Here is a 19,092-nt window from a genome sequence, read left to right on the forward strand (position 1 = left end):
ACGCCGCGGGCTGGCAGGGCGGCGAGAAGGTGGTCGGCCTGCTCGACGAGGAGGGCTTCGCGCAGGATTCCACCACCGAGACCTTCGCCGCCATCACGCTCGAGGTCGACACCCGCCGCTGGGCCGGTGTCCCGTTCTACCTGCGAACCGGAAAGCGGTTGGGCCGCAGGGTGACCGAGATCGCCCTGGTGTTCAAACGCGCACCGCATCTGCCGTTCGATGCCACCATGACCGACGAGCTCGGCACCAACGCCATCGTCATCCGGGTGCAGCCCGACGAGGGCATCACCTTGCGGTTCGGTTCCAAGGTCCCGGGCAGCACGATGGAAGTTCGCGACGTCAACATGGATTTCTCCTACGGCTCGGCGTTCGTGGAGGATTCCCCAGAGGCATACGAACGGCTGATCCTGGACGTGCTGCTCGGTGAGCCGTCGCTGTTCCCGGTGAACGAGGAGGTCGAATTGGCTTGGGAGATACTCGATCCCGTGCTCGACTATTGGGCGACGCACGGCAAGCCCGACTCGTATGAGTCGGGCACCTGGGGGCCCGCGTCGGCGTTCGAGATGTTGCGCCGCACCGGGCGGGAATGGCGGCGCCCGTGATCATCGATCTGCTGGACACCAGCACCACCGCGGTCAACAAGAAGCTCGACGAGCTACGCGAACAGGCCGGCGTCGTCACGATGGGCCGGGTGGGGACGCTGATCATCAAGTCCGACAACGACACCATGCTCGAGGAATCGGTCGAGGCCGCCAACGCCGCCAGCCACGAACACCCGAGCCGCGTCCTGGTGGTGACCACAGGCAATGCCGACGCCGCCGAGGCGCGGTTGGACGCCCAGGTCCGGGTCGGGGGTGACGCGGGCGCCGGCGAGGTCGTGGTGCTGAGGCTGTCGGGACCGCTGGCCGATCATGCCGAGAGCGTGGTCATTCCGTTCCTGCTCCCCGACATCCCGGTGGTGGCGTGGTGGCCCGACGTCGCCCCGGCGGTGCCCGCCCAAGACCCGTTGGGCCAGTTGGCGATCCGCCGCATCACGGACGCGACCAACAGCGACGATCCGCTGTCGGCGATCCGGGGCCGGCTGCAGGGTTACACCGCCGGCGACACGGATCTGGCCTGGGCGCGCATCACCTACTGGCGGGCGTTGCTCACCTCCGCGGTGGACCAAAAACCGCACGAGGAGATCGAATCGGCGCTGGTTTCCGGTTTGCGAGCCGAGCCCGCGCTGGACGTGCTGGCAGGCTGGCTGGCGAGCAGGATCGACGGGCCGGTGCGCCGGGTTGTGGGTGACCTCAAAGTCGAGCTGGAGCGCAAGACCGAAACCATCACCCTGAGCCGGCCCCAGGAGGGCACCACGGCCACCCTGAGCCGGACGGGTCGCCCCGATGCCCTGGTTCCGTTGGCGCGCAGGGAAACCCGTGAGTGCCTCGCCGAGGACATGCGGCGGCTGGATCCCGATGAGATCTACTTCGCCGCACTCGAGGGCATCGACAAGGTGCAGTACGCATGACCCGCGTCATCGACATCGTTCCCGACGGCGACGCCCTGGTCCGGGCCGCCGGCGCCCGGCTGGTCGCCACAATCGAGGCCGCCGTGGCGGCACGCGGTCGCGCCCTAATCGTCCTGACCGGCGGCGGCAACGGCATCGGGCTGCTGAAGTATCTCCGCACGCAGCAGGTCGACTGGTCGAAGGTGCACCTGTTCTGGGGCGACGAACGCTACGTTCCCGAGGACGACGACGAGCGCAACGAGAAGCAGGCGCGCGAGGCGCTGCTCAATCACGTCGACATCCCGTCCAGCCAGGTGCATCCGATGGCCGCCAGTGACGGCGAATTCGGCAATGATCTTGCCGCGGCGGCGCTGGCCTACGAGCAGCTGCTGGCCGCCAACGCCGCCCCCGGTGAGCCGGTGCCGACCTTCGACGTCCACCTACTGGGCATGGGTCCCGAGGGCCACATCAACTCCCTGTTCCCCGACACTCCCGCCGTTCTCGAGACCACCCGCATGGTCGTTGCGGTCGAAGACTCCCCCAAACCGCCGCCGCAACGAATCACCTTGACGCTGCCCGCTATTCAGCGCTCCCGCGAGGTCTGGCTGATGGTTTCGGGCGCGGGCAAGGCCGACGCGGCGGCCGCTGCCATCGGTGGCGCGCAACCGGTCACGGTGCCGGCCGCCGGGGCCATCGGGCTGGAGACCACGCTCTGGCTGCTCGACGAGGAGGCCGCGGCCAAGCTTTCCCGCTGACGCCGGGCGCATAATGACGTTCATGGCAGACAAAACCGTGCGCAACGGGCCCGAGCGAAGCCGGATCAAGACCCTCACCCAGGCGGCGCTCAACGCCGACAAGACCGTGGAGCAGGTCGAAGACGTCCTCGATGGCCTGGGCAGAACGATGGTCGAGCTGAACAGCTCGCTGTCGGCCCTCAACGCGACGGTGGAACGCCTGGAGGGCGGCCTGGATCATCTGGAGGGCGTGCTGCACAGCCTGGACAATCTCGCCCAGCGGCTCATCGCGCTCGTGGAGCCGGTGGAGGCGATCGTCCAGCGCATCGACTACATGGTCGGGGTGGGCGAAACGGTGATGTCCCCCCTGTCGGTCACCGAGCACGCCGTGCGCGGCGTGCTGGACCGGCTGCGGAACCGGACGGTGCACTAGGTTCCGCGGTCGACCGCGTCGAAAACGTCCACCGCGTGCCCGAACGGCTCCGAGGTGATCGCGTGGTCGGTCTCGGAGGGATGGTCGAGTGAGAAGTCGATGCACAGCAGCAGGCCGAGGAGGACCGCGACCGCACTGGACAGGAGCGCCTGGCCGAGGGTGCTGCCCAGGCGCAGGAAACCGGTAAGGCCTACCAGGACAACCCCGCCGAAGATCAGTCCCAACCACAGCAGCGCCGGTATCCGCGGCTTGGTCGCGATCATGCGCTGGGTGCGATGGGACGACAGCACGCTCAACTCGCTGAGGAACTGGGAATTGATCGCGCTCGGCGCGGCACCCGGCGACTGACTGCCGGCGATGCGGTACATCTGCGTTATCGCGGCGCGCGCGCTGTCGCGGGCACCGTCGCCGGGCTGCTTGGTCGAATCAGAACCCGCTACGGCGGTCGCGTACTGGCGCAGCAGTTGTTGAATTTGGGGCCGCTCCTGTTCCGGCATGGCGACGGTCTGCCGGTACAGCGTCGTCAGTGCCGACGCCTCGTTGGCGACGATGACCTGGGTGGCGGAAAACTGTTGCCAGGTCACCACCACGGTGAACCCAAGCAGGGCCCCGTAGACAAGACCGACGATCGCGACGAACGGCGACATGGCCGAATCGTGTAGTTTTCCTTCGCCGGACAGGACACGATTCCCGAACCATACGCTGACCACCGCGAGCACGATCGCGATGGCGACCACGCTGACAAGAATCAACCAAAGAGACGGCGCACCCATCGCCCGAGACCTTACTGCGCTCTCGCGACGGTGACGGCCATCCGCGCGCGCATGTCGGCAATTACCCGCTGTTGCGCAGCGCGCTGGACAGGCCGTTCATGGTCAGCAGGATGCCGCGCTGCACCAATTCGTCGTCGTCGCCCGAACGGTAGCGGCGCAGCAGTTCCACCTGAAGGTGGTTCAGCGGCTCCAGGTACGGGAACCGGTTGAACACCGAACGCGCCAGCGCCGGGTTGTCGGCGAGGAGATCGTCGTGACCGGTGATGAGCTTATGCATCGCGATGGTGCGCCGATGTTCGTCGACGATCTTGTCGAATACCCTGCGCCGCAAGGATTCGTCGGACACCAGCTCGGCATAGCGGGCCGCCAGGCCCAGGTCGCTCTTCGCCAGCACCTGCGCCATGTTCGATAGCACGCTGGCGAAGAACGGCCACCGCTCGTACAGCTCGTGCAGCGTCGCCACCCGGTCGGCTTCGCTTTCCGGACCCGCCGCGATCCACTGCTCGAACGCCGATCCCGTTCCGTACCAACCGGGCAGCATGACCCGCGACTGGCTCCACGCCAGCACCCACGGGATGGCGCGCAGGTCCGCGATCGACTCGGTGGGCTTGCGCGAGGCGGGCCGGCTGCCGATGTTCAGCGACCCGATCTCGCTAACCGGTGTCGATGCCTTGAAGTATTCGACGAAACCCGGTGTGTCATGCACCAACTCGGCGTAGGCACGCCGCGCCAGGGTCGCCACCTCGTCGAGCACCGCATACGCCGGCTCGGCCGCCTCGCCGAGACCCTCGACGTCGAGCAGTGTGGACTCCAGCGTCGCCGCCACCAGGCTCTCCAGGTTGCGCCGCGCCAACTGGGGTTCGGCGTACTTGGCGGCGATCACCTCACCCTGCTCGGTGAGGCGCAGCGAACCGTTCACCGCTCCCGGTGGTTGCGCCAGGATCGCCTGGTAGCTGGGTCCACCGCCGCGCCCGACGGTGCCGCCGCGACCGTGGAAGAGCCGCAACCGAATTCCGGTCTTGCGGGCCACCTCGACCAGGGACAGCTCCGCCCGGTACACCGCCCAGCTGGAGGCAAGGTAACCGCCGTCCTTGTTGGAGTCGGAGTAGCCGAGCATCACCTCTTGCGAGTCGCCGCGCGCCGAGACGAGCGCCCGATAGACCGGCAGCTCCAGCATCGCGTGCAGAATCGCCGCGCCGTTGTGCAGATCGTCGATCGTCTCGAACAGCGGCGAAATGCCCACCGGGCAATAGGGTTCCGGCCCGGATGTGTCCAGCAGGCCGGCTTCTTTCAGCAGGATCGCGGCCTCCAGCACGTCCGACACCGACTGGCACATCGAGATCACGTAGTTCGGCACCGCGGCGGGTCCGTAGCGCCGGACGGCGTGGGCGGCGGCGCCCATGACGCCCAGCTCGCCGCGCGCCAGGTCGGACAATTCCGCGCGCTCGCCGAGGAGCGGGCGGCGGGTGCTCAGTTCGCCGGCCAGCAGCTCGACCCGCTCGTCTTCACCCAGCGAGCCGTAGTCCGGGTGCACGCCCGCCCACTCCAGCAGCTCGCCGACCACTTCCTGGTGCACGTCGGAGTTTTGCCGCATGTCGAGGCCGCACAGGTGAAAACCGAAGACGCCCACGCCTTCTCGCAACAGGGCCAGCCGGTCGTCGGCCAGCAGCGCGCTGCCGTGGGCGCGCAGCGACGCGTCGACGGTGTCGAGATCGCTGCGCAACTCGGCCGGCGTGGCATACCGGGTCAGGCCCAGGTCGAGCTCGTGTTGCGGTTGCCGGTCCAGGATCTCGGCGGCCGTCGCGGTGAGCCGGCCGCGGATCACCCGCACGGCACGCCGGTACGGCTCGTCAGCCCGGGCGTTCTCCGGGCAGGCGTCGGCCACCTCGGCCAGTTCGGGGGTGACGCTGACCAGTCGCGCCGACAGCGACAGCTCCTGCTCGAGGTCGGTGAGCTCGGCCAGGTAGTGCGCCACCGCGGTGAACGCGGCGCTGCCGGTCGCCCGCCTGACCACCTCGGCGGTGACGTTCGGGTTTCCGTCGCGGTCACCGCCGATCCAGGAGCCCGGTTGCAGGATCGGGTCGGCGAGCAGTTCGGCGTCCGGCCACCGAGCGCGCAGCGCGTCGCGAACCTCGCTGTTCACTTGGGGAATCACCTCGAACAATGCGGCCGGGTAGTAGCGCAGGCCGACGTCGATCTCGTCGGTGATCTGCAGCCGCGAGAGCCGGATCAGCGCGGTCTGCCACAGCGTGAGGACCTGGCGGCGCAGCTCGAGTTCGATGTCGCGGCCGTCGTCGGTCTGGGTGTGACCCTCGGCGTGCAGTCGCATCAGCCCGGTGATCCGGTGCTGGGTGACGAAGACGGTGCGCCGGCGGGTCTCGGTGGGATGAGCGGTGATGACCGGGGACACCAGCGCGCCCTTCAGGGCATCGGCCACCGTGGCCGAATTCAGTTCCGCGAGATCGAGTTTCGCGTAGGTGGCGGCGAGACTGCTGTCTTGGGGCGGCTCGCCGGCGTCGACGTGAATGGCGCGGCGGCGTTCGCGGTGGATGTCTTCGGCGACGTTGGCCAGCAGCGCAAAATGGCTGAACGCCCGGATGATCGGGATGGCGAGGTGAATGTCGAGACCGGAGAACATGGCCGCCATCTCGGCCCGGTCGATCTCGGAGCGCCGTACCCGGAAGGATTCCACCCGGGCCCGTTCCACGAGGTCGAACACCTCGTCACCGTTCTGCTCACGCACGGTGTCGCCGAGGATCGCGCCGAGCAGCCTGATGTCGGCGCGCATCGGCTCGGTCGCCTCGCGACCGATCGCGGTCCGCTGGACGGCGCCGATCGGTTCGAGCGCGGCGTCGGGAGCCTCAGCCATGCGTCCCAGTATCGGTGGGGATCGCCGGTGTGTCGCGCCGTGGATTTCCCGCCGGGCGTTGTGACGAATGGCTAGTCTGCCGAAATGCCCTCACCTCGCTGGCCGGCCGCCTTGGCCATTCCCATGATTGCCGGCGCCGCCCTGCTGGGTAGCGCGGCGACCGCGACCGCCACCACTCCCGCCGATGACGCATACCTCGCGAAGCTGCGCGCCGTCGGCCTCACCTGGCCACCCCAGACGGAAGAGGCGCTCATCGGCGAGGCACACCTCATCTGCTACGACCTCACCTGGGGTTGGACGCCGCAGGAGATCGCCGACGACATCCACGCCCACTTGGACAAGAGGGGCGTGACGTTGTTGGACATCGGGACGATGGTCAACGCCGCACACTCGATCTATTGCCCCGGCAACGTGTGCGACGCGCCCAGCCTGTGCACCTGAGCGCTGGTCACAGCGGCCGAAAGTGAAACTCGCGACGGATAGCCGGCGTGTCGCGTCGTGGATTTCACGTTCGGTGTGGTGAGGAAGGCGGTCTGACGAGGGCGGTGACCCGCTGTCAGCGGTACTTGATCTGCAGGGCCATGCCGATGATGCAGACCAGCCAGATGCCGGTGATGAAGAGCGTCAATCGGTCCAGGTTCTTCTCGACCACGGTCGACCCGGACAGGCTCGACTGCACGCCGCCGCCGAACAGCGTGGACAGGCCGCCGCCCTTGGCGCGGTGCAGCAGCACCAGCAACACCACCAGGATGCTGGTGACCACCAGGGTGATCTGCAGGGCCAATTGCATGACGTGCAGCCTACCGGCTTCGCGCGGGCATCACGGCAGCGGCCCGCCGGCGGCGATGGCCGCCAGCGTCGCGAACTGCTCGCCGTCCAGCGACGCGCCCCCGACCAGGCCGCCGTCGACGTCGTTCTGGGCGACGATTTCGCCGATGTTCTTCGCGTTCACCGAGCCGCCGTAGAGCACCCGGACACCCTCGGCGATCTCTGCGGAGGCGAGGGACGCCAACTCTTTGCGGATCGCCGCGCACACCTCCTGGGCGTCGCCCGCGCTGGCCACCCGGCCGGTGCCGATCGCCCATACCGGCTCGTAGGCGATGACGACCCGGCCGATCTGCTCGGCCGAAAGCCCCGCCAGCGAGCCGCGCAGCTGCTTCTCGCAGTGGCCGACGTGCTCGCCGGCCTCCCGGACCTCCAGGTGTTCGCCGATGCAGACGATCGGCGTCAGCTCGTTCTTCAGGGCGGCCGCCGCCTTGGCGGCCACCAGGTCGTCGTCCTCGTTGTGGTAGGTGCGCCGCTCGGAGTGCCCGACGATGACGAAGGAGCAGCCCAGCTTGGCCAGGAAGGCTCCGCTGATGTCGCCGGTGTAGGCACCCGACTCGTGCTGGGACAGGTCCTGGGCGCCGTAGGTCAGCCGCAGCTTGTCGCCGTCGACCAGGGTCTGCACGCTGCGCAGGTTGGTGAACGGAGGGATCACCGTGACGTCGACCTTGTCGTAATACTTGTCGGGCAACGCGAAGGCGATCTTCTGCACCAGCGCGATCGCCTCGAAGTGATTGAGGTTCATCTTCCAGTTGCCGGCGATCAGGGGCTTGCGGGTCACGAGGCTCCTCCACTTGGCTGCGGCCGGCCCAGTACCTCGATGCCGGGCAGCGTCTTGCCCTCCAGGTATTCCAGCGATGCGCCACCGCCGGTGGATATGTGCGAGAACGCGTCTTCGGGGATGCCGAGCGCGCGCACCGCCGCCGCGGAGTCGCCGCCGCCGACCACGCTGAACGCGCCCTTGCCGGTCGCGGCGACGATCGCCTCGGCCACGCCCTTGGTGCCCGCCGCGAACGCTGGGAACTCGAACACGCCCATCGGGCCGTTCCAGAAGACGGTCTCGGCGTTGGACAGCAGCGCGGCGAACCGTCGCACCGACTCGGGTCCGACGTCCAGGCCCATCTTGTCGTCCGGGATCCGGTCCGCGGCCACGGTCTCCGGCGGCGAGTCGGCGGCGAACTTCTCCGCGACCACGATGTCCACCGGTAGGCGCAGCACGTCGGCGTAGGTCTCACTCAACCTGCGGCACGTGTCGACCATGTCGGTCTCGAGCAGGGATGTGCCAACCGAAAGGCCCTGCGCGGCAAGGAAAGTGAAGCACATGCCGCCGCCGATTACGATGCTGTCGGCCTTGGTCGCCAGCGACTCGATGACGCCGAGCTTGTCGGACACCTTCGACCCGCCGAGCACCACCGCGTACGGGCGCTTGGTCGAGGCCGTCAGCTGCTCGAGCACCCGGATTTCCTCGGCGACCAGCGTGCCTGCGTAGTGCGGCAGCAGGGTGGCCACGTCGTACACGGACGCCTGCTTGCGGTGCACCACCCCGAAGCCGTCGGAGACGAAAGCGCCTCCCGGCGAGACCAGTTCGGCCAGCAGCTTGGCCAGGGCGAGCCGCTCGCCGTCGTCCTTGCTGGTCTCCCGCGGGTCGAACCGCACGTTTTCCAGCAACAGGACGTCGCCGTCGGTCAACCCCTCGGCGCGGGCCAGCGCGTCGCCGCCCACCACGTCGCCGGCCAATTGCACGTGCCGGCCCAGCTGTTCGCCGAGCGCGGCGGCCACCGGCGCCAGCGACAGCGCGGGGTCGGGTCCGCCCTTGGGGCGGCCCAGGTGCGCGGCGATGACCACCTTGGCACCGGCTTCGGCCAGCGCCCGCAACGTCGGGACGGACGCGGTGATGCGGCCCGCGTCGGTGATGACGCCCGCATCGAGTGGAACGTTCAGGTCGGAGCGCACCAGCACGGCGCGACCTGAAACACCTTCCGCCAGAAGGTCTTCGAGGCTGGGAACGGACACGGTCTACAGCGACTTGCCAACCAGTGCGACCAGGTCGACGAGGCGGTTGGAGTAACCCCACTCGTTGTCGTACCACGACACCACCTTGGCCTGGTTGGCGATCACCTTGGTCAGGCCGGAGTCGAAGATCGAGCTGTGCGGGTCGGTGACGATGTCGCTGGAGACGATCGGCGCGTCGTAGTACTTCAGGATGCCCTTGAGCCGGCCCTCGGCGGCGGCCTTGAACGCCGCGTTGATCTCCTCGACGCTGGCGGACTTCGACAGGTCGGCCGTCAGGTCGGTCACCGAGCCGGTGGGAATCGGCACGCGCAGCGCGTACCCGTCGAGCTTGCCCTTCAGGTTGGGCATCACCAGGCCGATGGCCTTGGCCGCGCCGGTGGAGGTGGGCACGATGTTCAGCGCGGCGGCCCGGGCGCGACGCAGGTCCTTGTGCGGGCCGTCCTGCAGATTCTGATCCTGCGTGTAGGCGTGGATGGTGGTCATCAGGCCCCGGTCGATGCCGAATTCGTCGTCGAGCACTTTGGCAAGCGGCGCAAGGCAGTTCGTGGTGCACGACGCGTTGGAGATGATGTTCTGGCTGCCGTCGTACTTGTCGTCGTTGACCCCGAGGACGATGGTGATGTCCTCGTCGGTCGCGGGCGCGGAGATGATCACCTTCTTCGCGCCGGCGTCCAGGTGGCCCTTGGCCTTGGCCGCGTTGGTGAACAGTCCGGTGGATTCCACGACGACGTCGACGCCGAGGTCACCCCACGGCAGCGCCGCCGGGCCCTCCCGGACCTCGAGTGCCTTGATTTTGGCGGGACCCACGACGATGGTGTCGTCGCCTTCGAGGCTGACGTCGTGGGGCAGCCGGCCGAGGATCGAGTCGAATTTGAGCAGGTGCGCCAGCGTGCTGTTGTCAGTGATGTCGTTGACGGCGATCACCTCCACGTCGGCGATGCCCTGCTCCTGTTGGGCCAGTAGGGCCCGGTAGAAGTTGCGTCCGATTCGACCGAAGCCGTTAATGCCTACTCGGACCGTCACTTGTCTCTCCCTGTCTGATCGCTGATGAAACCGCTCGCCGTCAGCCTAGATCAGTAGCGACAACGGTTGCTGGGCCTCCCCCTCGGAGGTGACCTGCGTTACCCGCGCAGGCGCCGCAGCGCGGCGGTGGCGGCGTGATAGCCGCAGAGCCCGTGGATGCCGGCTCCCGGCGGCGCGGACTGCGAGCACAGGTAGACGCCGGGAACACCGGTCGCGTACGGGTTGACGGCGATGCGCGGGCGCAGGACCACCTGCAGGCCGTCGTTGGCGCCGCCGATGATGTCGCCGCCGATGAAGTTCGGGTTGTAGGCCTGCAGGTCGGCGGCGCTCTTGCTGACGGACGCCAGGATGCGGTCGCGAAATCCCGGGGCGAACCGCTCGATCTGGTCGACGACGGCGGCGGTGGTGTCGCCGGTGTAGCCGAACGGCACGTGCGCGTAGGCCCAGATCGGGTTGACGTTGCCGGCCGACCGGGACGGGTCGGCCAGGTACTGCTGCCCGACGAGCACGAACGGCCGGCGCGCCATCTTGCCTTGCGCGCGTTGACGTTCGGTGTCCGCGATCTCGGCAAAGGTGCCGCCGAGGTGGACGGTGCCGGCGCGACCGCAGTCGGGGTTCGTCCACGGGATGTCACCCTCGATGGCGAAGTCGACCTTGAACGCCGAGGACCCCTGGCGGTAGCGGCGGTAGGACCGTCTGATGCGGCCCGGCATCACGTCGCCGTAGATCGACAGCACCGCGGCGGGGCTCAGATCCAGCATGACGATGTCGGCGTCGGGGATGTCCCTGCGGCTCGACACCGTCACCCCGGTCGTCACGCTGCCGCCGTGCGCGGCCAAAGCCGCGGCCAGCGCGCGGATGATCGACCCGGACCCGCCCTCGGCGACGGGCCAGCCGTAGCGGTGCCCGGTGGCCAGGATCATCAACCCGAGCGAGGCGGTGAGCGGGCGATCCAGCCGGGTGTAGACGTGCGCGGCGGCGCCGCCGAACAACGCGCGCGCCGGCTCGGTGCGAAACCAGCGCGCCAGCATTGTGGCGGACAGCGCGGCGCGCGGGCCGAACGCCGCGAGGCGGACGGGGTGACGCGGGATGTTCAGCACCGGGCGGAGCAGATCCAGGGCCAGCTGGTCGAACCCGGCGGCGAGATCGCCGACGGCGCGGCGCCACCGGACGCCATCGGGCCCCATGCGGGCGGTGGTTTCGTCGATCGACTGGTACAGCACACCGGCGCTGCCGTCGTCGAGCGGGTGCGCGCAGTCGATCTCCGGCCACTTCCACACCAATCCGTAGCGCGGCAGGTCGATCTCCTGCCAGAACGGCGAACCCACGGCCAAGGGATGAAACGCCGAGCAATGGTCGTGAATCACGCCGGGCAACGTCAGCTCGCCCGAGCGCGCTCCCCCGCCGATCGTGTCGCGGGCCTCCAGCACCTGGACGTCGACATCGTGGCGGGCGAGCTGGATCGCGGCGGCCAGGCCGTTGGGACCGGCACCGACGACTACCGCTTTGGTCATGACTCCGGATGAATCACGTTTTGCGTGGTGACGTGGACCGGGAACTCGTCGCCCGGCTCGGCCCACGGCTGACGCGACAGCATGTCCTCGATGGTGACGTAGCCCGCCTCGATCAGTCCGGTCTTGGCGTCGAGGATGCGGTACCACTGTTTCTGGATGTGGATCGGTTGGCCCTCCAGGACGATCACGCGAAGGTCGCCGTCCTCGAAGTGGCAGCGCCGCTGCACGGCTTCCAGTAGCTGCTCGTTGTGCAGATGGCCCTCACCGAAGTTCCACCCGACCAATGGCCCGGCGACCACCTCGCCCTCGCGAATCTTGTAGTCGGTTTCGTTGTCGATCGCGCGGGGTAACAACGCGTTGAGCACCCGGCCGTGTAGGTGCATCGCCCGGAACGCCGCGACCTTGTCGGCCATGATTTCGGCCGTCGCCGGGCCATAGAGCTTGGCCAGCTGATTCACGACGAGCGCAGAGCTTTTGACGACGGAGGTCTCGACCTTCTCCTCGATGCCCGCGCGGAAGCACCACACGCTGCAGGCCCAGTTGCCGGCGTAGTAGCGCATCGCGGGGAGGAACGAAACCTTTTCGGGGAACATGTTTCCCACGATCACGACGGCCACCACGACGATCATGAGCGCCAGCAGCAGCGGCGAGGAAAGGTCGGTGGCGCGGATCGCGCCGTAGTGCCCGAACAGGTAGAACAGTGAGAAGATGAAGAACACGTTCCACTCCAACGGGACTCCCATCGGGAGGTTGGAAATGATGTTGAGGTGGAAGATCACCATGAACCCGATGAGAAACCACCGCCACGGCTGATCGCCGGCGACGAACACCAGCACCGTGGGGACGATGAACTCCGCCGTCGTGCCGCCGACGTGGGCCATGAGTTTCGGAAGCAGGCTGGGCCGTAGGTCGTTGACGTGGTCGCGGTAGAGCAGGTGCTTGATCGGCAGGAACAGCTTGGGCCGCAACAGCGCGTTGTTGCTTGTCATCACCGACACGACGTAGGGGAAGTGGTGGTTGAGCTTGGAAGTCGCCGCCCCCCACCAGAGCAGCAGCATGATGATCTTGAACGCCGCGATTTGATCGGTAAACGGAAAGAAGAACACGAACAGCTTCAGCCAGTAATGTTCCCCGCGCGCGGCCAGGAAGATGGTCTTGTCGCGCAGGCCCAGCAGCGCCAGCGCGACGATCGTGGGGATCACCACGACGGGGTCGATCAGGCCGACATCCCCGGCGCCCGTGACCGGCCCCCCATGCCCGGGTGACAGCAGGGCCCAGACCGCGCCGATCAACACGATGGCATAGAGGCCGACGTCGGCGAGAGTGCGGGAATCACCGCCGGTGAGCGGGACCTTATCCGGCCAGGCCGGCAGTCGAATCGTGTTGGGCCGCAACCAATACAGGACTCCACCGATGGGAGGCATGAACCGCCCGGTCAGCGGGCCGGATCCGCAGCCGAGGCCAAGGACCTCGAACAGCAGCGTGAAGATGACGACCTTCTGATACACGATCGGTTGCGTCCACCAATCGCCGATGCGGCCCAGGCCGCCCAGGCCCGGGGTCAGCGAGATGATGGCGGCCGGGGCGGCGACGTACACCGCGATCTTGATCAGGTAGAGCAGATACACCGCATACGGTGTTCCGAAGCCGTGTTCCGCCCAATGCCGGGTCACGACCTGCAGCCGCGTTGCCCGTGACAGGGTCGGCCACGTGTCGTGATCGACGTCCGGAAGCTCCGGTGACATGAATCCCATGGCTGGCCTCTCTGTCGCCGAAAACGGCTGCGGCAAGCGCTATTTCACCCGAACCGCTGGCGCAGCCCTTCGATCATCCCGTCCAGTGATTGCCGTTCCTGTTCTTCGCCGCGCAGCATGTGCCGGAAGTTGGCGGCGCCTTCGGCGTCGCGGTTGGACTCGCAGACGGCGATCGCCTGGTGGTACCGGTCGATTCGATGCTCACTGAGCCGCCGGCTTTGGGCGAGCAGGCGCAGGAAGTAGTCGGCCTGTCGGCGATCGGCCATCGCGGCCGCGGCCGCGGAGAAATCGGCGTCGCGTTTGCCATCGACCGGCTCGGAGCGCCCCACGCCGCGCGGGGATGGACGTGTCCGTCGGTCCAGAGCGGTGCCCGACCTGTGGGCAGCGGCCGAGCGCGACGCGCGCTCGTCGGACGAACCGGCGAAGTCCATCTGTTCTCTCAACTGGACGTTTGGCGAAGGGACGGGCCGTAACCATACCCCGCCCGACGCCGCCCGGTCCACAAGCGGATTCCGGCCGCTCACACCGGGCTCGCTACCATCGAGGAACCTCAGCGCGGCAAGGAAGCCTCAAGGAGAACCGTGAGCGACAACGACAGCGACGACATCGGCAAATTCGACCCTGGCACCACCCAGCGGTTGATGAGCGCGATGCGCCCGTTCTTGAAGACGTATTTCCGCTCTGAGGTGCACGGGCTGGACGCGTTCCCGCCCGGCGGGGCGCTGGTCGTCGCGAACCACTCCGGTGGCATGTTCCCGATGGACGTCCCGATCTTCAGCGTCGACTTCTACGAGAAGTTCGGCTACGACCGGCCGGTCTACACGCTCAGCCACGACATCCTGTTCATGGGCCCGACAGCGCCGCTGTTCCGGCGCGCCGGCTACATCCGGGCCAACCGCGAGAACGCGGCCAGGGCGCTGCGGGCCGGCGGCGTGGTCGTCGTCTTCCCCGGCGGGGACTACGACGCCTACCGGCCCACGCTGTCGGAGAACGTCATCGACTTCAACGGCCGCAAGGGCTACGTCAGCACGGCGATCGAGGCCGGCGTGCCGATCGTTCCGGCGGTGTCCATCGGCGGGCAGGAGACCCAGCTCTACCTGTCCCGCGGCACCTGGCTGGCCGAACGGCTGGGCATCAAGCGCCTGCTGCGCAGCGCCATCATGCCGGTTTCGTTCGGCTTCCCCTTCGGGTTCAGCGCCGTGATCCCGCCCAACCTGCCCCTGCCCAGCAAGCTCGTGATGCAACTGCTGGAACCGATCGACATCGCCGCGCAATTCGGCGAGGACCCGGACGTCGACGAGGTCGACGAGCATGTCCGGTCGGTGATGCAGGACGGCCTGACCACGCTCGCGTCCGGCCGCCGCTTCCCGATTCTGGGCTGAGCCATGGCATCTCGTCTCAACCAGGCCCTCGGCATCATCTCCACCCTGAGGCGCGCCGGGATGATCGCGCCGATGCGGCCCGACCGCTACCTGAAGATCGCCGCCGCGATGCGTCGCGAGGGCCTGGGCATCACCGTGGGTTTCGCCAGCGCCGCGCAGCGCTGCCCGGACCGTCCCGGGCTGGTCGACGAGCTGGGCACGCTGACGTGGCGCCAGCTCGACGAAAACATCGACGCGCTGGCCGCGGCGCTGCAGAAGCTGCCCGGCGGCCGGGTCATCGGGATCATGTGCCGCAATCACCGGGGCTTCGTGGAATCGCTGGTGGCCGGCAACCGGATCGGCTCCGACATTCTGCTGCTGAACACGTCGTTCGCCGGGCCGGCGCTGGCCGACGTGGTCAACCGCGAAGGCGTCGACACCGTCATCTACGACGAGGAGTTCACCGCGACCGTGGACCGCGCGCTCGCCGACAAGCCGGACGCCACCCGCATCCTGGCCTGGACCGACGAACAGCACGAGTTGACCGTTGCGAAACTCGTCGCTGATCACGCCGGGCAGCGGCCCGAGCGCACCGGCCGCAAGGGCAGGATGATCCTGCTCACCTCCGGAACCACCGGAACACCCAAGGGCGCCAACCAGACTGGCGGCAACGCCGGGATCGGCACGCTCAAGGCGATCCTGGACCGCACCCCGTGGCGGGCGGAGGAGCCCATCGTGATCGTCGCGCCGATGTTTCACGCGTGGGGTTTTTCCCAGCTGGTGTTCGCCGCATCGATGGCCTGCACGGTGATCACCCGGCGCAAATTCGACCCGGAGGCCACGCTGGACCTCATCGACCGGCACCGGGCGACTGGTCTCGCGGTGGTCCCGGTGATGTTCGACCGCATCATGGACCTGCCCGACGAGGTCCGAAACCGGTACAGCTGCAAGTCATTACGGTTCGCGGCGGCTTCGGGTTCGCGGATGCGCCCGGATGTGGTGATCGCGTTCATGGACCAGTTCGGCGACGTGATTTACAACAACTACAACGCCACCGAGGCCGGCATGATCGCCACCGCGACGCCGGAAGACCTGCGCGCCGCACCGGACACCGCGGGCCGGCCCGCGGGCGGGACCGAAATCCGGATCCTGGACCCGGATTTCAACGAGGTGCCCACCGGCGAGGTGGGCAGCATCTACGTCCGCAACGACACCCAGTTCGAGGGCTACACCTCCGGCACCACCAAGGATTTCCACGCCGGGTTCATGTCGTCGGGAGACGTCGGCTACCTCGACGAGGCCGGCCGGCTGTTCGTCGTCGGCCGCGACGACGAGATGATCGTCTCCGGCGGCGAGAACGTCTACCCGATCGAGGTGGAGAAGACGCTGGCGGCGCACTCCGACGTGGCGGAGGCCGCGGTGATCGGCGTCGACGACGAGCAGTACGGCCAGCGGCTGGCGGCGTTCGTGGTGCTGACCGCGGGAGCCCAGGCCACCCCGGACACGCTCAAGCAACACGTGCGGGAGAACCTGGCCAACTACAAGGTGCCCCGAGAAATATCGGTCCTCGACGAACTCCCCCGCGGCAGCACCGGCAAGATCCTGCGGGCCGAATTGCAATCGCGGGTCAGCGGCTGATGCGGCGGATGCTGAGGAAGCCGCGGCCGCTGGCCCGCGCCGTCGTCGAATTCGTCAACGCCGCCAACGGATTACGCCCGCTCGCCCGCAAGGGCTACCCCACCGTCGCGGTGTTCTGGTTCGGCTGGCCCACGTCGGAAGTGCCGGGCGTGTACTTCACCGCGTCGCTACTCGACGCGCTGCGCCGCGGCCGCCGCGGCGACTTCGCCGGGCGCCGGGGAAAGGCGGCGCTGGCACTGACCGCCGCGTCGTGGGCGATCCTGGGGGTGATCCGCTGGCGCGGCGTCACCACCCCGGGCCCGGTGCTGGAAGCCGGGCTACGCGAACAACTGGGAGCCGACTACGCCGAGGCGCTGGCCGACCTGCCGCAGACCGAGCCCAAGCGCCGCGGGCGGCGCAACCTGCCGCTGGGCAACACCGTGGCCCGGCGGCGCTACGTCGAGAAGACGAACGTCGTGTCCTACGGGCCGCACGGCCGGGCGAACCTCGCCGACGTCTGGCGCCGCCGCGACCTGCCCCGCGACGGCAAGGCGCCGGTGCTGGTGCAGGTGCCCGGCGGCGCCTGGGTGATCGGAATGCGCCGTCCCCAGGCCTATCCCCTGATGAGTCACCTGGCCGCCCGCGGCTGGGTGTGCGTGTCGATCGGCTACCGCGTCTCCCCGATGCACACCTGGCCCGACCACATCGTCGACGTCAAACGGGCGCTGGCCTGGGTCAAGGAGAACATCGCGCGATACGGCGGGGATCCCGACTTCGTCGCCGTCACCGGCGGCTCTGCCGGCGGTCATCTCGCCGCGCTGGCGGCGCTGACGCCCAATGACCCCAAATTCCAGCCGGGCTTCGAGGATGCCGACACCTCGGTAGTCGCCGCGGTCCCCGTGTACGGGCGCTACGACTGGTTCACCACCGAGGGCGAGGGCCGTCCCGAATTCGTCCGGTTGCTCGAAAAGTTCGTGGTGAAGCGGAAATTCGCCGACCACCGCGATATCTATGTCGACGCGTCGCCGATCCGCCGGCTGCGGGCGGACGCGCCGCCGTTCTTCGTCTTGCACGGCGCCGACGACTCCCTCATTCCGGTCGGCGAGGCCCGCGAATTCGCCGAGGAACTGCGCGGTGTGTCGAAGTCGCCGGTGGCCTACGCCGAATTGCCCGGCGCCCAACACGGTTTCGACATCTTCGGTTCGCCCCGGGCGCATCGAGCCGCCGAGGCGGTGGCGCGGTTTCTGTCCTGGGTGTACGCGACCGGCTATCCGGGCCGCGACTAAGCCAGCGCCGCCGCTTTCTCGAGTTCGGTCAGCGCCGGCTCGATGGCGTCGGCCATATCGTCGATGTCGTTGGCCACTTCGGGCGTGGTCACGAAGCCGAAGTCCAGGTAGTCGGTGTAGGAGAAGCAGGTGACGTTCAGCGCGATGTCCATGACCGGCGGTCCGAGCGGAACCAGCGAGTCCAGCTTGGCGCCCGCCATGTACAGCGGGAACGGCGGACCGGGAACGTTGGACACAACCAGGTTGAGCGGAGCCAGGTTTCGCGACAGGCCGGTGGCCGTGTAGGCACGCGCGGCCAGGTGTAGCAGCCCGGGCGGGGTCGTCTCGGTCAGGCCCATGATCTGATGCGCCGACAGCGCCTTGGCCATTCCCTTGGCGCTCTGCGTGCTTTCGTGGATGGCGCGCAGCCGCTCGGCGGGGTCGTCGATGTCAGTGGCCAGGGATGCGGTCATCGAGCTGATCTTATTGCCGATCTCGTCCTTGTTCTCATCGGTTCGGGTTGAGACGGGAATCTGCGCGATGAGCGGTTTGGTGGGCAGCTCACCGCGTTTCTGCAAATATTCGCGCGCGGCACCGGCGACCATGGCCAGCACGACGTCGTTGAGCTTGACGTCGTAGGCGTCCTTGACGGCCTTCGCGCGGGCCAGCTCGACGCGGCAGCCGGTGACCCGCCGGTGCGGGGACACCGGCGCGTTGAACCGGGTCTTGGGCGCCTCGAAGTAGCGCGGCGGCCGGCTGGCGATGCCCAACGCGGCGACCTGCTGGCGCACCGTCTGTTCGACCAGCCGGGCGATGCGGAAAGGCGTCTTGACGCCGACGTTGATGAGCGCGCCCACCGCGCGCCGCTCCAGGCCGGGAAGCTGGAAGCCCACCAACGATCCGACCGTGTCCTGTTGCGGCGGACGGGGTTCCGGCGTGACATCCAAAAGGATTTCACCCAGCCCGGCACCCGACACCCCGTCGACGATGGCGTGGTGCATCTTGGTCAGCGTGGCGATCCGGCCGCCTTCGACGCCCTCGATCACCCACAGTTCCCACAGCGGCCGGGAGCGGTCAAGCTTGTAGGACATCAGCCGGCCCACCAGCTCCTCGAGCTCGCGGCGGCTACCCGGGGCTGGCACGCCGATGCGGCGGACGTGGAAGTCGATGTCGAGTTCCTCATCCTCGACGAACCACGGCCGGTCCAACCCGAGCGGCGCGCCGGTGACCCGCCAGCGCAACTGCGGAATCTCGGGCAGCCGCTCAATGAGCAGTTCGCGGAGGCGCTGAAAACTGTAGTCGGGCGCATCGCTGGGATCGCAGATCGCCAACGCGCCCACATGCATATGCCAGCCGGAAGTTTCGGCCGACCAGAACGCCGCATCAACACTCGATAGCCGCTTCATGCGATGACCGTAGCCC

At 68.1% G+C, this 19,092-nt stretch carries 17 protein-coding genes and 1 pseudogene; 8 read left to right on the forward strand and 10 right to left on the reverse strand.

The window, feature by feature from the left end:
- The 4 genes and pseudogenes from A5736_RS19470 to A5736_RS19485 all read left to right on the forward strand — a co-directional run.
- A pseudogene (locus A5736_RS19470) lies at positions 1 to 602 on the forward strand (glucose-6-phosphate dehydrogenase); the annotation flags it as partial.
- Complete coding sequence (gene opcA / locus A5736_RS19475) at positions 599 to 1,510, forward strand: glucose-6-phosphate dehydrogenase assembly protein OpcA (RefSeq protein WP_076125102.1); 912 nt, start codon at positions 599 to 601, stop codon at positions 1,508 to 1,510. The pseudogene A5736_RS19470 and the gene opcA, both read left to right, overlap by 4 nt.
- Entirely contained in the window at positions 1,507 to 2,244 is a 738-nt protein-coding gene (gene pgl / locus A5736_RS19480; protein WP_076248072.1) for a 6-phosphogluconolactonase, read from the forward strand. The genes opcA and pgl overlap by 4 nt, the downstream gene beginning before the upstream one ends.
- 13 nt (positions 2,245 to 2,257) lie before the next feature.
- Positions 2,258 to 2,656: an ATPase gene (locus A5736_RS19485; RefSeq protein WP_076062946.1), complete on the forward strand. Its 399-nt coding sequence runs from the start codon at positions 2,258 to 2,260 to the stop codon at positions 2,654 to 2,656.
- On the opposite strand, the gene A5736_RS19490 is transcribed toward A5736_RS19485, so the two are convergent.
- A complete protein-coding gene (locus tag A5736_RS19490; protein WP_076248073.1) occupies positions 2,653 to 3,429 on the reverse strand; it encodes a DUF4239 domain-containing protein in 777 nt (258 codons plus the stop codon). The genes A5736_RS19485 and A5736_RS19490 overlap by 4 nt on opposite strands.
- 61 nt (positions 3,430 to 3,490) lie before the next feature.
- Positions 3,491 to 6,298, reverse strand: a complete 2,808-nt coding sequence (gene ppc / locus A5736_RS19495; protein ID WP_076248075.1) for a phosphoenolpyruvate carboxylase — start codon at positions 6,296 to 6,298, stop codon at positions 3,491 to 3,493.
- 126 nt (positions 6,299 to 6,424) lie between these two features.
- On the opposite strand from ppc, the gene A5736_RS19500 reads away from it, so the two are divergent.
- Positions 6,425 to 6,739: a DUF732 domain-containing protein gene (locus A5736_RS19500; RefSeq protein ID WP_083667578.1), complete on the forward strand. Its 315-nt coding sequence runs from the start codon at positions 6,425 to 6,427 to the stop codon at positions 6,737 to 6,739.
- Between the two features lie 115 nt (positions 6,740 to 6,854).
- On the opposite strand, the gene secG is transcribed toward A5736_RS19500, so the two are convergent.
- The 7 genes from secG to A5736_RS19535 all read right to left on the reverse strand — a co-directional run bounded on the left by secG (position 6,855) and on the right by A5736_RS19535 (position 13,858).
- Entirely contained in the window at positions 6,855 to 7,088 is a 234-nt protein-coding gene (gene secG, locus A5736_RS19505) for a preprotein translocase subunit SecG (RefSeq protein WP_076062956.1), read from the reverse strand.
- A 30-nt stretch (positions 7,089 to 7,118) separates the two neighbouring features.
- Entirely contained in the window at positions 7,119 to 7,904 is a 786-nt protein-coding gene (gene tpiA / locus A5736_RS19510) for a triose-phosphate isomerase (RefSeq protein WP_076125077.1), read from the reverse strand.
- Positions 7,901 to 9,136, reverse strand: a complete 1,236-nt coding sequence (gene pgk, locus A5736_RS19515; protein ID WP_076248077.1) for a phosphoglycerate kinase — start codon at positions 9,134 to 9,136, stop codon at positions 7,901 to 7,903. The genes tpiA and pgk overlap by 4 nt, the downstream gene beginning before the upstream one ends.
- 3 nt (positions 9,137 to 9,139) lie before the next feature.
- Positions 9,140 to 10,159: a type I glyceraldehyde-3-phosphate dehydrogenase gene (gap, locus tag A5736_RS19520; RefSeq protein ID WP_076062963.1), complete on the reverse strand. Its 1,020-nt coding sequence runs from the start codon at positions 10,157 to 10,159 to the stop codon at positions 9,140 to 9,142.
- A gap of 98 nt (positions 10,160 to 10,257) precedes the next feature.
- Positions 10,258 to 11,673: an NAD(P)/FAD-dependent oxidoreductase gene (locus tag A5736_RS19525; protein WP_076248079.1), complete on the reverse strand. Its 1,416-nt coding sequence runs from the start codon at positions 11,671 to 11,673 to the stop codon at positions 10,258 to 10,260.
- A complete protein-coding gene (locus A5736_RS19530) occupies positions 11,670 to 13,427 on the reverse strand; it encodes a DUF3556 domain-containing protein (RefSeq protein ID WP_076248081.1) in 1,758 nt (585 codons plus the stop codon). The genes A5736_RS19525 and A5736_RS19530 overlap by 4 nt, the downstream gene beginning before the upstream one ends.
- A 44-nt stretch (positions 13,428 to 13,471) precedes the next feature.
- Positions 13,472 to 13,858, reverse strand: a complete 387-nt coding sequence (locus A5736_RS19535; protein WP_076125068.1) for a hypothetical protein — start codon at positions 13,856 to 13,858, stop codon at positions 13,472 to 13,474.
- A gap of 210 nt (positions 13,859 to 14,068) precedes the next feature.
- Between A5736_RS19535 and A5736_RS19540 the strand changes: the two genes are divergently transcribed.
- Genes A5736_RS19540 through A5736_RS19550 form a run of 3 tightly spaced genes read left to right on the forward strand, consistent with a single transcriptional unit; the run spans position 14,069 to position 17,691 of the window.
- Positions 14,069 to 14,809 carry a 1-acyl-sn-glycerol-3-phosphate acyltransferase gene (locus A5736_RS19540; protein WP_139333443.1) on the forward strand — a complete coding sequence of 247 codons (741 nt, stop codon included), beginning with the start codon at positions 14,069 to 14,071 and terminating at the stop codon, positions 14,807 to 14,809.
- A 3-nt stretch (positions 14,810 to 14,812) separates the two neighbouring features.
- Positions 14,813 to 16,426: an acyl-CoA ligase FadD12 gene (gene fadD12, locus A5736_RS19545; RefSeq protein WP_076248083.1), complete on the forward strand. Its 1,614-nt coding sequence runs from the start codon at positions 14,813 to 14,815 to the stop codon at positions 16,424 to 16,426.
- Positions 16,426 to 17,691: an alpha/beta hydrolase gene (locus A5736_RS19550; RefSeq protein WP_076248085.1), complete on the forward strand. Its 1,266-nt coding sequence runs from the start codon at positions 16,426 to 16,428 to the stop codon at positions 17,689 to 17,691. The genes fadD12 and A5736_RS19550 overlap by 1 nt, the downstream gene beginning before the upstream one ends.
- Here the strand turns inward: A5736_RS19550 and A5736_RS19555 are convergent.
- The gene (locus A5736_RS19555; protein WP_076125100.1) at positions 17,688 to 19,076 is read right to left on the reverse strand and encodes a wax ester/triacylglycerol synthase family O-acyltransferase; all 1,389 of its coding nucleotides are present in this window, start codon (positions 19,074 to 19,076) and stop codon (positions 17,688 to 17,690) included. The genes A5736_RS19550 and A5736_RS19555 overlap by 4 nt on opposite strands.
- Positions 19,077 to 19,092 lie beyond the last annotated feature (16 nt).

Origin of the sequence: Mycobacterium sp. SP-6446, from assembly GCF_001954045.1 — a bacterium.
GTDB lineage: Bacteria > Actinomycetota > Actinomycetes > Mycobacteriales > Mycobacteriaceae > Mycobacterium.

Bases quoted from the DNA above. Each gene is read 5' to 3' on its own strand.
- pgl (WP_076248072.1), top strand. From the start codon at position 1,507: ATGACCCGCGTCATCGACATCGTTCCCGACGGCGACGCCCTGGTCCGG.
- A5736_RS19525 (WP_076248079.1), bottom strand. From the start codon at position 11,673: ATGACCAAAGCGGTAGTCGTCGGTGCCGGTCCCAACGGCCTGGCCGCC.
- A5736_RS19550 (WP_076248085.1), top strand. From the start codon at position 16,426: ATGCGGCGGATGCTGAGGAAGCCGCGGCCGCTGGCCCGCGCCGTCGTC.
- ppc (WP_076248075.1), bottom strand. From the start codon at position 6,298: ATGGCTGAGGCTCCCGACGCCGCGCTCGAACCGATCGGCGCCGTCCAG.
- A5736_RS19530 (WP_076248081.1), bottom strand. From the start codon at position 13,427: ATGGGATTCATGTCACCGGAGCTTCCGGACGTCGATCACGACACGTGG.
- A5736_RS19555 (WP_076125100.1), bottom strand. From the start codon at position 19,076: ATGAAGCGGCTATCGAGTGTTGATGCGGCGTTCTGGTCGGCCGAAACT.
- A5736_RS19535 (WP_076125068.1), bottom strand. From the start codon at position 13,858: ATGGACTTCGCCGGTTCGTCCGACGAGCGCGCGTCGCGCTCGGCCGCT.
- A5736_RS19540 (WP_139333443.1), top strand. From the start codon at position 14,069: ATGAGCGCGATGCGCCCGTTCTTGAAGACGTATTTCCGCTCTGAGGTG.
- A5736_RS19490 (WP_076248073.1), bottom strand. From the start codon at position 3,429: ATGGGTGCGCCGTCTCTTTGGTTGATTCTTGTCAGCGTGGTCGCCATC.
- A5736_RS19485 (WP_076062946.1), top strand. From the start codon at position 2,258: ATGACGTTCATGGCAGACAAAACCGTGCGCAACGGGCCCGAGCGAAGC.
- fadD12 (WP_076248083.1), top strand. From the start codon at position 14,813: ATGGCATCTCGTCTCAACCAGGCCCTCGGCATCATCTCCACCCTGAGG.
- secG (WP_076062956.1), bottom strand. From the start codon at position 7,088: ATGCAATTGGCCCTGCAGATCACCCTGGTGGTCACCAGCATCCTGGTG.